The organism is Paenibacillus sp. B2(2019) (genome assembly GCF_008370385.1).
In the GTDB taxonomy this organism is placed as follows: Bacteria; Bacillota; Bacilli; order Paenibacillales; family Paenibacillaceae; genus Paenibacillus_AQ.
Genome location: NZ_VTZR01000024.1, coordinates 569254 through 585336, shown reverse-complemented (window position 1 = coordinate 585336; position 16083 = coordinate 569254). Strand labels below are relative to the sequence as shown.

Below are 16083 nucleotides of genomic sequence, written 5' to 3'. Positions count from 1 at the left end.
CTACCACCCCAATTCGGTCAGAAAGGACTGTAATTGCTGCTGCCGTTCAGGTCCACTATCTTCGCTATAAGGGGAAAGGCGCAAATCCCCGATGACTACTCCATCCTGCAGATACAAGATCCGATTACCACGCAGCGCAGTTTTGAGATCATGGGTTACCATAATTATGCTTTGCCCCTGCTTATTTACCTCGGTTAGGACACGCAGTACCCCTATTCCTGCTGAGCTATTTAGCGCTCCAGTCGGCTCATCCGCAAAGACCGCTTTTGGACTGTTGATCAGGGCCCGGATAATTCCGGCACGCTGAGCTTCTCCTCCTGAGATTTGCGCTGGAAACTTACCCCAGATGGTGTCATCCAGGCCTACATCTAAAAGCAGCTTTTTGGCTTTTTCCACAGCCCCAGCTCTATCCTTTTGGACAAGAAAAGCACTTGATAATACATTGTCGAGGACACTCATTGAATCGAGCAGATGGATCTGCTGAAACACAAATCCACAATTCTTCCGCCGGAATATCGCCAGCTGATCATTGCTCATCGCCGTAATATCTTGACCTTCAAACAAGACCTCTCCAAGCGTTGGCTTATCCATTCCCGAAATGGCATACAGCAGTGTTGATTTACCAGAACCAGAGCTGCCCATGATAATCGTGAAATCACCATGATATAAGGTCAGATCTAGATTTTTTAATACATGCTGCTGAGTTCCTCCATGGGAAAAGGTTTTTCCAAGCTTATGGGTCTGCATCAATACTTTATTATTCACTTCGTTCATGTTGAACACTCCATTTACGTTCATGCTCATTAATTACGCTAATAGTAACCCTAGCTCTACGCACAATATAATGGCTGCAATCACAGACTCATTCGTAATTGCAACCTAATCGTACGTTAAATGTTCTTAACATGTCTTTGTGCAATCCTTAGCGAATTCTTAATTCTATCCTGCTAAAGGAATCAGCAGCTTTACAGTAAATCCATCCTCCCGATTGGAGCATACAATGTCGCCCTGCATTTTTTGCATCATATAACGAGAAATGTACAGACCTAGACCTGCACCGTTCTGGCTCATGGCCAGACTGCCCCGAAAGAATTTATTGAATATTAAAGGTAATTCCTCCTCAGGGATACCCGGACCATAATCCAGAACATCAATCTCCAGATAATGATCCCTAATCTCGAATGTAATATCGATGGGTGTACCGGAGAAGGCATACTTATAGGAATTGTTCACCACATTATCGATGACCTGCTGTATCCGTAAGGGATCCACCATAATGATGCAGTCTGGCACAGATGCAGCTGAAATCCGTTCGTAGAAGTTCACATTATTTATAATTTGGGTCAGCAGGTGACTATGCTCCTCCGTAAAGCTGACTTTTAGTTCATTCAGCTCCTCCAAGGTGGAATGGAACATGTCTGTGACCAGTCGATCAATCTGATCCGCTTTGGAATACAAGGTGTTTAGCTGTCTGCTTGTCTTCTCATCTCTTGCGCTTAATAACATCAGTTCCGTAATCGCCTTCATCGAAGCGACGGGTGTCTTAATATCATGACTGAGACTAGCAACCAGCTCCTTCTTACTCTTATTCGCTAAATATTCACTGTGCCTAGCCGCCGCAAGCTCTTCCCGCATCATATCGAAGCTTTCGGTAAAAGCACCAAATAGATGATTACGATCCATTTCCAGAGGCACTTCAAGATCGCCTCTTGCGATATGGTTCGCGAATAGCTGCATTTTGCGAAATGGACGAAGAATGGATCTATTCAGGAAGCAAATATAGAGGATGCCTAGAATTGTAAGCAAAAGCAGCATTGCAACAGAAACTTGTATAAATTGTTGTTTCATATGTATAAAAATCGTACGGTAATCATTATTAATAATTACTTTACCCACCAGCTGATCCTGAACAACAACGTCGACTAAGGTATCCCGATTATTGATAGCTTCGTTAACGCTAACGGAAATCGCATTTTCAGTCTGATATTTTAATTTACCAGAGGTATCAATAATGGCGAAATCATAGGGACTTTCCTTGTACAGTTTCGGCTCAAGCTTATCCCAATGCTGCTCTGTAAGCTTAACAATGGTATTGATCGCCACTCGGTCTGTTGGGGTCTCCACCTTCAAATTAAATATCAGGAATAAGAGAGTTATACTTGCAGCGAATATAGTGAGCATTAGCGCCAGTAGCAATTTTTTAGTCATCACTATTTATCCTCAAAAGCATAACCGATGCCCCATACGGTACGGATGTACTGTGGATCGTTAGGATTCTGCTCAATCTTCTCACGAAGATGACGGATATGTACATTTAAGGTGCCATCTCCCGCAAAAACATCCCCCCATACCCCTGTAAATAGCTCCTCTTTAGGGATTACCCGATTTTTATGTTGGATCAAAAACTTTAGCAATTTATATTCCATTGTTTTCAGCTTGAGGGGTACGCCGTTAAGACTTGCCCTTCTGAGTTCGGGATCAATCTGGATGGGTCCGGATTCAAGAAGGGAGGACTCGGCTACAACTTCGTTGTTGTAACGTTTAAGCACCGCCTTTACTTTTGCCAGCAGCACTCTCAGGGTATACGGCTTATGAATATAATCATCTCCCCCGATATCTAGCGCAATTAATATATCATCCTCACTGGAGCGGGCACTAATAAACAGGATGGGAATCCCGGTCGTCTGACGCAGTTCTTTGCATAACTGGAAGCCGGATTCACCACCTAAATTAATATCTAGGAGTAACATCGACACCTGATGCTCACTCAAAAAGCTCCGACAGGCATCGGCGCTCGTAACAAATGCGGTTTGAACATCAAACAAATTAAAATATTCGCAGGTGGTCTCCGCAAGCTCAATTTCATCATCAATAATCAAACAATCATATCTCATCGATTTCTCTCCGCTTCAACTGAATTTATTATTATGTTAGAATATGCCTTTAAGGAGGGGTTACCTGTGGATACACAGTTCCAGCGTCTGGAACACTATTTAGATAAATACGAACAAAGCTGGCCATTAAGTGGCACAGTCTTAATAGCTCAGCGTGGAGAAATCAAGTTACATAAAGCGTACGGATATGCGAATCTTGAACATCAGGTCCCGAACACTTTAGATACCAAATTCCGGATCTGGTCACTTACCAAATCATTCACTGGCATGGCTATCCTGATGCTAAAAGAACAAAAACGTCTTAGACTGGAAGATCCAATCCTAAAATATCTCCCTCAGCAGCATGCACTAGAGGGGATTACCATCCTTCACCTGCTGGGACATACCTCTGGTATAGCCAACTACACTTCCATACCCGAATATAATCAAAAATTAAATAAGCTAAAGCTGACTCCACAGGAGATGTTTCAGCTATTTGTGAGTCAGCCCCCTGCATTTATGCCTGGCACTTCATTTGCCTATAACAACTCAGGTTATTATTTGCTGGGGATGATTATTGAGAAGATTACAGGGATGACATTTGAAGATTATATCACTACTTTTATATTACAGCCTCTGGGCATGGTAAATACAGGAGTTTATAACAACCAGCAAATTATTCCGAAATTAGCCTCGCCTTATCATTCTTCTTGGGGAGAGTATACTCAGGGGGAATACATAGATATGAGTTCTATCTTATCCGCTGGCGGGATGTATTCGACGGCTGCCGATCTTTTCCTGTGGGATCAAGCCTTGTACTCTGATCAATTAGTGTCTCATAACACCCTAGAGATGGCTTTTCATTCCAGTAATCTCAAATATCGATTCGGTTGGTTCTTGGACGAACGTTTTGATCGAAAAAGAATGTATCACGGCGGTGCCTATCGCGGCTTCCGAAGTGAACTGCATAGATACCCTGAAGATCAAACAAGCGTCATCATGTTGACTAATTATGATTGCGTACCCGTCACTAAGTTAACGGAATCGCTAGCTGGATTAGTCTTCGGTGAACCTGTAAGCGTGCCGATCTCTCCACAAGCCTACCCGCTTGATGATAGCATTTATGCTTCATATATGGGAGCCTATGAGGGATATGGCTGCAAAGCGAGCGTGGAGCGTAGTGGGCAAGCTTACTATTTTATCTGGAATGATGTAGAGGTCACTCCCTTTTATCCAATCTCGGAAACAAGATTCCATCATACGAAGCATGATTCAGAATATGAATTTAAGCGGAATGCACAGGGTGAGCTTTCATTTCTGGGGATGCACAAAAAACAAGACAAGTCTTAAATAGACCTGTCTTGTTTTTTGTTCGTGTTTACGCTAGGCCTTAGCTATAATGATGAACTCAGCCAGAAGCACAAGTAAGGCAGTAGCTACGCCAAGCGAATTAATTACCGTTAAAGCATCCGGGTAGCTTTCTTTCTTAAATTGCGAGAATAAAGATACCATCCATAATACACTGAAGAATAATGCGACCAATCCGGAAATAGCCTCACTATCCACTTTTCTGCTCCGCATAAAAAATCCTACAAGGCCAACAACGGTAAAAATCATGTATATAACAAGCTCTATGGATGTGATGACAATCGCCTCGCCTGCAGAGAACAAATGCATTAACATGTATTGAATCCCTAAACAAATAAACACAAGCTGGTTAAAAGAAACTTTGCTCACTCTCATAGCTTATCTCCTTTTAATTTAAGTAAACTGCAATAAAAAAGATAACGCTTTCATTATATCGATAATTAAAATAATCCTCTGTGACTTTCAGTACTCTTCCGATATCAGCCCAATCAAAACAAGCCCTGAACAAAAAAATCTCCTGGCAATATTGTTGCCGGAGATTTTATATTATAGTTTAAATGCTGACATAAAGGATGTATCCAAAACAGCCAATTTTCTAATAAAACTTCGTCAAAAACAGGATCTCAATTAATGATGCATAAATTCACTAATTTTTAACAGCATTCAAAGCATCTAATTGGTCACTATGTCTTTTTTCTGTAAAAATAAGGCATAGGCACATACACCAGCAAGCTGCAAATGTAGAGACCATAGGAGCTACTTGTTGAGAAGCGTTTTTATTCAGTTCCATTGTTTAGTCCCCTCCTTTCAGTTTGTCATAGGGTCTGTTTTGAATACATCTCTTATGTCAGCATTGAGAATGATAGAGCGAAATTTCTATGCCACTACTTTAGATGTTTCGGTATAACTTCAATAAGTTTTTCTACAGTTAAGTCTTTGATTTCACGGACAAAAGAATCATTGATTTGGAATCCAAGTTCGTTCTCGAGATCTGTTAAAATATAAATGATATTTCTAACAGAAGTTACACCTAATAGATTGGTCGTTCTATCGAATTCTTTGACATAATTTTTGACTGTTTCTTCTATAACCTGTTCGTTTAGATACAACAACCCCTTCCCCTCCTTTAAATCATCGGAATATTATTTTGCAGCTCACTTATAATTCTTTTAAAAGCCTCTTCTTGACTTGTAGAATTAGAAAGATTAAAAGTATACATCCCCTCTTGAGAATAGGAATTGTTTTCCAATGAGTCTCGATAATCTACAGAATAGTATTCTAGTTGTCTTGCTTCTGGATTAAATAAACAAACATTCTCAGAAATATGATAGTAATCAATATTAACGCCATATTTGTATAAACAAGTGGACTTCATTTCTTTCAAATGAGATTCTTCGTAATTTCCGTTATACAAACTTAATATTGTGATATCTGGTGTGACTGCATTACTGATTAGGAAAGGTATATACCCATAACCATTGGGAACTGAAGTGCTATACTTAAGAATACTTCCTGGAACTCCAATAATAATGACATCTGGATTCTCAGCTTGTTCTATATATTTAATATAGGCATTCATACTCTCGACCTGTTCTGAAAACGTTAGATCATTGCCGTCTATAATGTCTGGGATTGTATGGTATCCCCATAACCTAGATAGTGCATTGCTGGAAATCAAACTCATCTTATATCCCGAATTGCGAAAGTTTTCACTTAGTTTAAGCTGCAAATTCCATTTTTCGCAGTTTTCCCCCATCCCCATAATTAAAATAACTGGGACGTCGATACTCGCTAATGCATTCTGTTTCGATATAGAAGGATGCTCTAGATTCAGACATTCCCAATCCTCTATGGTTGATTGGTTTAATACAGTTTTTAATTCTGCCACGTACATAATATGCTTTCCCTTCTCTTCTGCAAGAGAAGTTAACCGGCAATAACCTGATTCATCAACTTGAAATTGAGGCTTACATAATAACAGTACATCAACTGAGTTAATCAGATCATTTAAATAAAAGCTCTCTTCATCACATATTAAAGCCTTTTTAGTGTCGTCCACTTCATCGAATGACTCCCAGCCTTTTGGAACTACGGCATACGTCAGCTCGAAATTCTGAAGCTCACTTTCTGTTAGCAATAAAGGCATCAGACCTTTGTGAAAAGGGTAAACCGCCAGTTTTTTCTTCACAGTGAAATATCCTCTCTTTTAAACTGATATTTAAATTCCCTCATCATCGTATAGTTCTTCAAATTCTCTAATGCCGACGCTTTAACCCTGTTGCATTTGCTAAGCTTATAGCTTTCTGAATAATGTTCATCCTTTCCATTATCCGCTGCAGCGGGGCATATAGAGCAGCAATGAAAGGCCCAGCATTCTTTACAGTGTTGTTCCGTAACTGCTCCAACATTCAAAATTTCTCGAACCTTTTTAATATCAAAACCATCCTGAAGATTTCCCATTTTCATCAGTGAAGAATTTTCATCTATACGCTCACAAGGAAATAAGTTACCGTTTACATCTACAAAAAGTTTTTTCAAGCCTGGTATACAAGTCCCGCTAGGATGAGCAATTTTTGGAGTCTCATTGATTGGCGAAAGAAACTCTTTGTAGCTATAAATGGTTTCAATATCACGTTTATGATAGGCCACAGGCTCTTCTTTTACTTTTCCTAGCAGCAATAGATATGCCTTCAAAGCTTCGTAATTTCGTTCTTCAAAATAAGCCTCACCATAAACGAATTCCGTCTCTGTATAGTTCATGGATAGTGTATTAAAGTTAACTTTAGAGAGGTCACTAACTCCTTCTCCCGCTCTAAAATAATCAAAGATCTCTTCGAACTTACCATCTGGACTAATAACTGTATTGAACTTCAGTTTTTGATATAGATCAGGATAGTTATCTCGAATATGTACAACATTACGATATACAATCTCATAGGAACCACGTCCATTTACAAACGTCCTATTTTCATTATGAACATCCTTCGGTCCATCCAGGCTAATCATAATGGATATGTTAAAATCACGAACTTCCCTTGCAAAACTATCATCCAGAAGTGTGCCATTAGTAGTCATACCAAAGGAAATTTCTTTGCCGCTGACTTTTTCCTGTGTATATTTCATAGTATCTATGATGAGTTTTTTTTCAATCAAAGGCTCCCCACCATAAAAAGCTACATGCAAGTGGTCCACGTCTTTAGAATGGGCTACAAGGAAATCAATCCCTTGCTGCAGAGTATCCCAGGTTATATTCAGAGCAGAATGTGAACGATTATTATAAATTTCATTGCTTGAGTAAGGACAGTAACCACAACGCAAGTTGCAATTTTGAGACATTTGAAAAGTGATTGAGTTTACACAGCGCTCTAACTGGTACTCCAACATTTGACTTGCCGGATGTTCAATTTGTAGAATCGGAGATTCAGCTAGAAGCCCTCTCTTTTGAAAATCTTTAAGTACATTTACATCAGCTTCCTCATAACTGCCTTCAGAAATATGACTTAACGCTTCATACTGATTCTGTTTGATTTTATAAATACTGTTTCTATTCATGTCATAGACGTAATGTAGATTCGCTCTCGTTTGAAAAGGAATAAAAGGCATCCGGGGTTTCCTCCCTTTGCGTACTAGTAATCATATCTCTAAAACTCTCCTGAGATGTATACAACTCATCAAAAGTTCCTATCCCAAGAACCTTGCCACCATTTAAATAAATGATCTTATCTAATCTCTTTAATACTTCCGGTCGATGCGTGATAATGATAGTCATCATATAACGATCTGAAGATAACAATTCCTCGTTAAAAACCTGCTCCGAGTAATAGTCATAGCTTGAGGTTGCTTCATCCAATAGCAGAATTTTTGTATCCTTACGTGCTAATGTTCGGGCGAGTGCTATTTTTTGTTTTTGTCCACCCGATAGTTTAGCGCCATTATAACCAATTCGAGTGTCCATTTTTTCGGGTAGGTCTTGGATAAATGAATATGCCCCTGACTGTTTGCAGCTTTCCAATATCTCAGTAAGTGTAAGCTCTTCAGAAATGTTGATATTGTTCGCGACAGTATCATTGAAAAGATAATTGTTTTGAGCCATCAAGCTCCATATTGAGCGATAGGATTCAAAAGTATACTCTTTCACATCTTTATCGTTTATTTTGATGCTGCCTTCAGTAGGCTCATAGAATCTTAGCAGCAGATTTACAACGGATGATTTGCCACTGCCGTTCAAACCAATAATCGCTACTTTCTCACCTTTTTGAATGGTAAAATTCACTTGATCCAGAGCTTTTTCATTCTCATAAACCAAGGATACGTTTTCGAATTTCAGATCATTGATAGATATTGATTCTAATAATTCCTTCGCTTCCGGTTTATCAATTTCAGCATCCGTATTTAGAAATTTTAAAAACCGCTCAAAAGCTGGTTTCACGCTGGATAATTGAGTAATCAAATACGATATGATAGTAATTGGTTCAAATACCAATGATGAGTACGAAATGAAAGATACCAGACCGCCAATAGTGATTTCATCTGTTTGGATTAACCAAGCACCGTACAAGTAAAGACCACAAGTAAACAATGTCGTCATAAATGAACCCGATATACTATCAATAAATCCATAACGCATTAACTTGGATTTAGCATTTTTACTTCCATCCAGATTCACTTTCAGTTTCGCTAGTCGTTTTCCAGTAATCCCCCATACTTTTATCGCTTCAATGCCACTAATTGCATCCCCTAACCATTCTGAGAAATTTGATTGCAAGTGCATAATGATTTCATATACCTTTACTTGCTTTTTATATAAAAAACTGCTAATTAGCATTTTGACTGGAATTGTAGCGAGCATAACTAGAGTTAATTTCCAGTTAATATAAAACAATGCTGTTAAGCCGGCGAAAACTTTAAATAGATTAACGAAAGAAGTTAAAAATTGCGTGTCTGTCAAAGACGATATGTTGGCGATATCTTGAAAAAGCTCAGACATCACTACTGAGAAATTTCTGTCTTTAAAAAATTTCGTGCGTACGGATAACACATGTTTACAAGCTTTCTTATTCAAGTCATATGGTATTCTCACACTTATTTCCTTATAGTAATAGAATTGAAAAATACCAAGTAATTGTTGGATAAGGAATACTAAAAAAATTAGTCCTACGTATTGAATAACTCGATAAAAATCCAAACCTAGAATACCAATGTCAATAAGTTGCTTGGTAAACCATGGAGTCAAAAAGCTCCCTATAGAAGTCACCAACATAACAATACTGATTATCCAAATGTTTTTACGGTAAGGATGAAATAACTCTTTAATGCTGATCCATACTACATTGTATTTCATTTCACATAACTCCCCGCGACATATACTGAGACTAGCCTCATCCCATCTCAATACCAACAAAAAGAATAACAAAAACTACAATAGCTAGCAACGCACCTACAATAACGATCGTTTTTGGTGATCTATTACCCCTGTCCATTTCAATTCCTCCTTTATCTACGCGTGTATATCTCTTTTTCCAAACGAAATATAGGTGACAGACAAACTAATAGCTATGATAATCACAGGAATCAACACCACTTCCATAAAGCTCTTTGCTCCGGTTAGGACTATATGTTGTGAATTAACGACGTAGATTCCGGAAAACTTCATAACTTGGGTCGTTAAAGCATGGTCTGAAATCCCCCTTAACAATGAAGAGGGAGCATCACGGAAATAACCGGATATCATGAAGTCGCCGAATATAATTAGAAAAGTTACAACCACCGCTGAAGCCGTTCTTTTAATAAGAATACCTACCATAATGATTAGAGCAGCATAAGCTGATAAATAAAGGATATTTAATCCCAGTACACGGGAAACCTGAATCAAGTCAGCAGAAAAATTACGATTACCGATGTCAGTCCCGATTATCAAAGCAGCTATCATATAAGCGAGATAAAACACTACTGTAAATTGTAAAATCCACCATATAATAATTTTAAAAACAGAAAGGTATTTCCCCGTGATATAGATAAACCTACTTTGTCCGGAAGCCAGGATAACTTTGATAGATCCATATTCAAATCCTTCGGTTGCAAAAAAACATACGTAAACTGGAATAATAAAATAAAAAAATAAAGATAAAGGTGTCACAATAGTTAAGGGTTCCGCGAGATTACCGATTTCAAAACCACCTTTACCGCCAATCCAGATTGCTAGTACCAGACTTGCTATAAGGAACAGAAGAGAAATTCCCTTAAACATGATATCCCTTCTTATAAAGTAAGACTCAGCTTTCAGAAAATCCCTCATTCCTCATTCTCCTATCAGATCCATATAATAATGCTCAAGATTTGCTGTGGACAGGTTGATTCCTTCAAGTGGAATTCCATTTCTAATTAACGTTGACATTAACTGTTCAAGATCTGTCAAATCCTTGGGAACCAATATTTCTCCGGCTTCTGACAATGTGATCGAATGAATATTAAGATCGTTCTTAAGCACGTTTATTGCTGCAGCTATTTCAACGGTCTTAATACAAATTTGCGCTTCGGCAGATTGCAAGAGTTCTTCCACAGAGACTTCCTTAATGAACTGCCCTTTATGAATAAACCCGAATTTGGTAGCTAACAATTGGAGCTCACTCAAGATATGGCTGGAAATCAAGATGGTAACCCCTTTTTCATGTGCCAGCTTAGCCAATAATTTTCTCATCTCTACAATTCCTGTAGGATCAAGTCCATTAATCGGTTCATCCAACACTAAAAATTCCGGTTCATTGAGAAGGGAAATTGCCAGCCCTAAGCGTTGACGCATGCCCAGAGAATATTCCGTTGTATTTTTGTTTTCAACATCCGTTAGTCCCACTAAATTCAGCACAGCTTTAATTCTCTTGAAATCCGAAATACCATGAATCTTGCAATAAAAGCTTAAATTCTCTTCAGCATTCATATGGGGGTAGAGGGCAGGTAGTTCTATTAAAACCCCCATTTTTTTTCTGACTCGTGCGATGTCCTTCTCACTACTTTTACCCATCAATTGGATAGTCCCTTTTGTAGGGTAAACTAATCCACTAATTATTTTCATGAGTGTGGTTTTACCTGCTCCATTCTCACCTACAAAGCCATAGATATCACCCTGTTTAATCTGCATATTTATATTTTGAAGCGCATTTGCACTGCCGTACTGTTTAGTTAATCCCTCAGCTTCAAAGATTGTTGTATTCATTTTTCAACTCCTCCATACCGTCTGCTACTAATTGATATTAAATTAGCATGTTTACTAGAATTACTAATCGCAATGGTAAAAAACACGGGAATAAATGTAACTTTCGCCACTTCCAAGTGATCCCTAAAAGGATAAAGGTTGATTATACTCCCATATAATGTATTATTATTTATAACACAGGAGGGGAATTTCACATGATATATATTGCTATTTGTGATGATGATTTCAAGGCAACAGAATATATTGAGAGATTGATCCTTAACCATCCCATTCAGCAGACCGTAAAGATAGAGGTATCCATATTCTATTCTGGTGAAAGTTTCACGAAAGCCATTAAACATGGTTGTCCATATGATCTTATTTTTATGGATATAGAAATGAAGGGAATAAGCGGAATAACAGCGGGTCATATATTACGGAGAGATTGTGATAATGATAGGGTTCGGTTGATTTACGTATCGAGCCACGAAGAGTATCATGTTCAACTATTTGACGTTCAACCTTCTGGTTTTATAAAGAAGCCTATACATAACGAGTCTTTTGAAAAAAAACTAATCTCTATGATTCAGCAAATAAAGGTCAAGCGTCAGCAAAACCAACCAAAATTACTGCCTGTACACCAAAGTGGAACAAAACTACTTATTCCAATCCGTAATATTATGTACTTGGCAAGTGATCGCCGAAAAATCATTTTGCAAACAACGGAAGATCAAACGGAATATTACAGTACTTTATCTATAGAAGAAGGAAAGCTACCTTCGAAGCAGTTTGTGCGGATTCATCAATCGTATCTTGTGAATTTCGATTACATAAAACAAATTCAGGGCAAAAAAATTGTATTAACGAGTGGGGAAGAACTTCCGATTAGCGATAAGCAAAGCATCGTAGTGAAAAAGAGTTATTTGCAATTCAGGGGGAGTCTGCTTGAATAATATTCTACTGGATGAGCTGTTCTATGCCCTCACACTGGCAGCTCTCCCATTTATCATTCATTATTTCTATGATCATTGTTTCCCACGACTTTGGGAATCCAAAGTAATCCTTTATTCCGTATACACTGCTTATTATATTTTCGTACTCCTCCTTCATTACAGCCCACTCCCCGGCTTATGGATGCTAGGGCTTAATATAGTGGGGATCGTTCTCTTGTCCTTTTTGTATAAAGGAAAAATACAATGGCGTATTGGTGCTGCTTTATTTATAGTCGCACTGATTATTCTTTCAGATGCAGCTACTGCACCTGTGTATACGACAAGCGGATACATCTTTACCTTGTTTTTGTCTAAGATTCTGATGTTTATACTGGTACAGATCACGCTTCGTTTTACCAAAGCTTTTGGCGAGGGCAGTCTAAGCAGTTGGTATTGGATCGGGCTGTTCTGCTTTCCGTTTATCAGCATTCTCAGTATTGCAAAATTATCGGGCGAGCTGTCATTGCGGGAATATCCGGCGTTGTATCCGACTTTGTCCGGAGGAATGCTGTTGATCAACTTCCTGATCATTCTTTTGTGTGATCGTGTATTAACCATACAATCGGCACAGAATAAAAACTACTTGTTGGAACAGCAGAACACCTACTATATGAACCAGTATCTGCTCACGAAAGAAAGGCAGCAAGAAGTCTTTACGTTTCAACATGATTTCAGGAATATCTTGCTCGGCCTGAGGTCTCAATTACAAGCTGGGGAAAAAGAAGCCGGACTGAATGATGTGGATAAGCTTCTTGGAGTAATAGAACTCTCTTCAGGTGAAAGTAATACCGGCTCCATCCTAATCGACTCTATCATTAATTACAAGTCGCAATTTGCCAAAAAGCTGGGTATCTCCTTTCAAACGGATATTAAGATTCCACCTCAGCTTGACCTAGATGCTTATGCATTTAGCATTATTCTAGGGAACACCCTTGATAATGCCATAGAAGCATGCAAGCATCCAGGTGTGACTCAGCCTTATATTAAATTCCAACTTCATTATCATAAAGGTACTTTATTTATCAGAATACAGAATCCATATCAGCATTCAATACGTACGAATCATTTCGGAGAATTAGCCACAACAAAACGAGATAAGCATTTTCATGGTATCGGTCTAAAAAGCGTAAAGAATGCGGTAGAAGAAATCGGCGGAATATGGGATATCACCTATGAAAACCAAATTTTCCAAGTGGAAATTTGTCTTTTTAACATTGAGATCTTATCAGTTGCAGAAACTGAGCAAAAATGCACCTCATAGAAAGACATCGGACCCAGAGGGTTTTCCAATGTTTATTCTAAGGGGTGCATTTCAGTCACAAGTACATCTATTATTTTACTTACGGTTCGATTGTAAATTTAGACGAAAACGAAATACTGCATCTTCACCGTACCACATAGGGAAATTCGTACCCCAGATATTGTTGTGCAAATTAAAATGCCATCCTTTATCTAGAGAAACAAAAGAATTATCGAATTGCAGCAGTCTTTTTTGACCCGGTGCAGCCAAAGCAGCATCCATGGTTTCGATAAAGGCGCTCCCATCTGCCCCCTGATAACTAACGCCACGTCCAATTGCATGAAGATTACGATTCCCGTCCTTCACTACACGCAAAGGTGAGACTGGCAAGCCCATCTTATCCATCATCCAAAGATTAGGATTATCGACATTCAATGCACAACCGAACCAGCTTGCTTCTGGAAGGCGGTTCGCTTCTTTTCCGAACCATTGCAGTGATACGTCAACCGTACCTTCATGTTCAAAATCATACACTAATTCAAGTTCCTTCGGCGCACCATATAATTCATACGCTTGTACCGGCATGCGTAAACGTAGCAAGAAACGTTTGCCGTTTACTCGCTTCATATCAGTCACGATGGGCTCATATAGCTGATGACTAGGTAATGGTCGAACGAATTCAAAGCCAGGCTTATTAAAGTCGGCATCAGACCATGGATGGGTGAAGCTTAAATTTTGCATATAGGTACGGAAGTATCTGGCATAGTCCTCCGTTCCAAACGTCTCATAGGCGTAAACGCCGAAGGGATGGCTTTCGTCTACCCATACTTTCTCATTAGCGTCCGATAAATGAACAAGTGAGCCATTCACGCCAAAGGTCAGTTTATAGCCTTCAACCGCGTACACCTCTTGGACACTAACCTGCTCAGCATCAGCGGAACAATCTTTCCTCGTAGGCTCTAGCCTACCGAACGCTTCCTTTGCCTCCGCTTGTTTATCTTTATCCAGGCATGCGATTGCCTGATCCAGATAGCCCCGTTGCTCCGCCCAAGAACGTTCGATCATCGAATACTTCCGGACGCTCTGTTCTGAGGCAAATAAACCACTAGAATGTTTATCGAATTCATCCATAGCGAATGCACCAATATAATTGAATTTCGCAGGAATATCGTCTACATCAATCTCGTCCTTGATTCTAGCATCATTGAAATCTTTTTTCGCATAGTTTCGAAAGTCAGGAAGCCATTTCTTTACGTCTAAACCCCATGTATGCTCTGCTACCATCAACATAGCATCGCTCATCCCTTTATAGGCAGTACTATGCTCGTCTAAGCTTCCTTCGGACAGCCATTTGCTTCTCAAACGTTGAAGCTCGCGTAGCTTGGCAAGTTTTAATGGATCTGTCCCTGCACCATGAATCCAAGTATCACCGATTTCTTCACTAACCACAGGAAGCTGCTCGCGAACTTGCATAAGACTTCTTGCAAATGCATCTAGTGAAGACGCTATAATCTCAGCGTCAGGGTATCGTTCTTGGATTTCACGGAATTGCTCTGCGATTTCCTCAGCACTTGGCGGCCCACAATTGTCACCCGTATGCGCAAATAGCAATATATCGTCGATCCCTTCAATCTCAACCGGCTCTCCGTAGCTTCCGGCATAGTTCACAATTAATTCGCTGCCATCCCCTGCCTGCCAGCGAAACAGCTTTGGTACATCAGGACGCATAGAGGCTGGGTTAACTCCGAGATGCATATACTGAATGCCTGCTTTCTGCATATACGGAACCATGGACAGGGTATGACCTGGCACATCCGTCATTTTGGCGGCTATCGTTTGTTTCCCAAATTGTTGATCAAGCTCTTGGCTGATCGTTAGCCCGTATCGGAAAAGCTCCTTATCCATAAGCTCAGTATGTGTAGTGAACGGTAACCCATGCCACACTATATGTCCTTTACGAATTGCCTTCTCCATCGCTTCTCTTTCCGAAGCAGGTGCGTGATCCAAATAATAACGAATTAGCCAGGATCCAGTCGTCCATACAAATTGCGCGCGACCACCTTCAGCCTCTAATGTATCAGCTAAAGCCATCGCTTTCGGAATATACTCTTCCATGTATTGTCTTAATACATTCGCAGCCAAATTCGTGAACCCAATATCCAAATGCGTTTTAAATACAACATGGACCTTCTTAGTGTTATTCATTCTCCCGACCTGCTTCCGTTAGATTATGGCTTATTGAAAACTGGAATTTCCAACGATCTATTTCCAGACTAGTATATGTCACTGATCTATACAACCAAATAGTCTGAAATATTATCATTAAATAATATGATAAATACATTATCGCGCTTTTATGTCACTGATATAAAAAACTCTTCCCTCCACAAAAATGTGGGGAAAGAGTCTCAAAAGGTAATT

The 16083-nt window shown here is 39.3% G+C and carries 15 protein-coding genes; 3 read left to right on the top strand and 12 right to left on the bottom strand.

The features are described 5' to 3' along the window. The 3 genes from PAENI_RS23920 to PAENI_RS23910 form a co-directional block, all read right to left on the bottom strand. A complete protein-coding gene (locus tag PAENI_RS23920) occupies positions 1-798 on the bottom strand; it encodes an ABC transporter ATP-binding protein (protein ID WP_081383044.1) in 798 nt (265 codons plus the stop codon). 141 nt (positions 799-939) lie between these two features. Next, on the bottom strand, positions 940-2208 hold the full coding sequence (locus PAENI_RS23915) for a HAMP domain-containing sensor histidine kinase (protein WP_149646897.1): 1269 nt from the start codon (positions 2206-2208) through the stop codon (positions 940-942). Between the two features lie 2 nt (positions 2209-2210). After that, positions 2211-2894, bottom strand: coding sequence for a response regulator transcription factor (locus PAENI_RS23910; RefSeq protein WP_149646896.1), 684 nt, complete (start codon positions 2892-2894; stop codon positions 2211-2213). 66 nt (positions 2895-2960) lie between these two features. Between PAENI_RS23910 and PAENI_RS23905 the strand changes: the two genes are divergently transcribed. Further along, complete coding sequence (locus PAENI_RS23905) at positions 2961-4223, top strand: serine hydrolase domain-containing protein (RefSeq protein WP_188114661.1); 1263 nt, start codon at positions 2961-2963, stop codon at positions 4221-4223. Between the two features lie 33 nt (positions 4224-4256). On the opposite strand, the gene PAENI_RS23900 is transcribed toward PAENI_RS23905, so the two are convergent. From PAENI_RS23900 to PAENI_RS23870, 8 genes are all read right to left on the bottom strand, one after another. Continuing rightward, positions 4257-4616 (bottom strand): hypothetical protein, encoded by a 360-nt coding sequence (locus PAENI_RS23900; protein ID WP_060622809.1) that lies wholly within the window; start codon positions 4614-4616, stop codon positions 4257-4259. Positions 4617-4887: 271 nt separating this feature from the next. After that, positions 4888-5031, bottom strand: coding sequence for a hypothetical protein (locus PAENI_RS31980; protein ID WP_156113154.1), 144 nt, complete (start codon positions 5029-5031; stop codon positions 4888-4890). Between the two features lie 94 nt (positions 5032-5125). Next, positions 5126-5353, bottom strand: coding sequence for a hypothetical protein (locus PAENI_RS23895; RefSeq protein ID WP_042189946.1), 228 nt, complete (start codon positions 5351-5353; stop codon positions 5126-5128). Positions 5354-5367: 14 nt separating this feature from the next. Next, a complete protein-coding gene (locus tag PAENI_RS23890) occupies positions 5368-6429 on the bottom strand; it encodes a TIGR04066 family peptide maturation system protein (RefSeq protein WP_149646894.1) in 1062 nt (353 codons plus the stop codon). Then, positions 6426-7793 carry a radical SAM/SPASM domain-containing protein gene (locus PAENI_RS23885; RefSeq protein ID WP_223178992.1) on the bottom strand — a complete coding sequence of 456 codons (1368 nt, stop codon included), beginning with the start codon at positions 7791-7793 and terminating at the stop codon, positions 6426-6428. Before PAENI_RS23885 ends, PAENI_RS23890 begins: the two co-directional genes overlap by 4 nt. A gap of 1 nt (position 7794) precedes the next feature. Next, complete coding sequence (locus tag PAENI_RS23880; protein WP_149646892.1) at positions 7795-9582, bottom strand: ABC transporter ATP-binding protein; 1788 nt, start codon at positions 9580-9582, stop codon at positions 7795-7797. Between the two features lie 156 nt (positions 9583-9738). Beyond that, the gene (locus PAENI_RS23875) at positions 9739-10536 is read right to left on the bottom strand and encodes an ABC transporter permease (protein WP_149646891.1); all 798 of its coding nucleotides are present in this window, start codon (positions 10534-10536) and stop codon (positions 9739-9741) included. A 3-nt stretch (positions 10537-10539) separates the two neighbouring features. Beyond that, positions 10540-11451, bottom strand: coding sequence for an ABC transporter ATP-binding protein (locus PAENI_RS23870; RefSeq protein WP_149646890.1), 912 nt, complete (start codon positions 11449-11451; stop codon positions 10540-10542). Positions 11452-11645: 194 nt separating this feature from the next. On the opposite strand from PAENI_RS23870, the gene PAENI_RS23865 reads away from it, so the two are divergent. Both PAENI_RS23865 and PAENI_RS23860 read left to right on the top strand, forming a co-directional pair. After that, the gene (locus PAENI_RS23865) at positions 11646-12383 is read left to right on the top strand and encodes a LytR/AlgR family response regulator transcription factor (protein WP_149646889.1); all 738 of its coding nucleotides are present in this window, start codon (positions 11646-11648) and stop codon (positions 12381-12383) included. After that, entirely contained in the window at positions 12376-13683 is a 1308-nt protein-coding gene (locus PAENI_RS23860; protein ID WP_149646888.1) for an ATP-binding protein, read from the top strand. The genes PAENI_RS23865 and PAENI_RS23860 overlap by 8 nt, the downstream gene beginning before the upstream one ends. A gap of 75 nt (positions 13684-13758) precedes the next feature. On the opposite strand, the gene PAENI_RS23855 is transcribed toward PAENI_RS23860, so the two are convergent. Next, positions 13759-15867 (bottom strand): DUF5054 domain-containing protein, encoded by a 2109-nt coding sequence (locus PAENI_RS23855; protein ID WP_149646887.1) that lies wholly within the window; start codon positions 15865-15867, stop codon positions 13759-13761. Positions 15868-16083 lie beyond the last annotated feature (216 nt).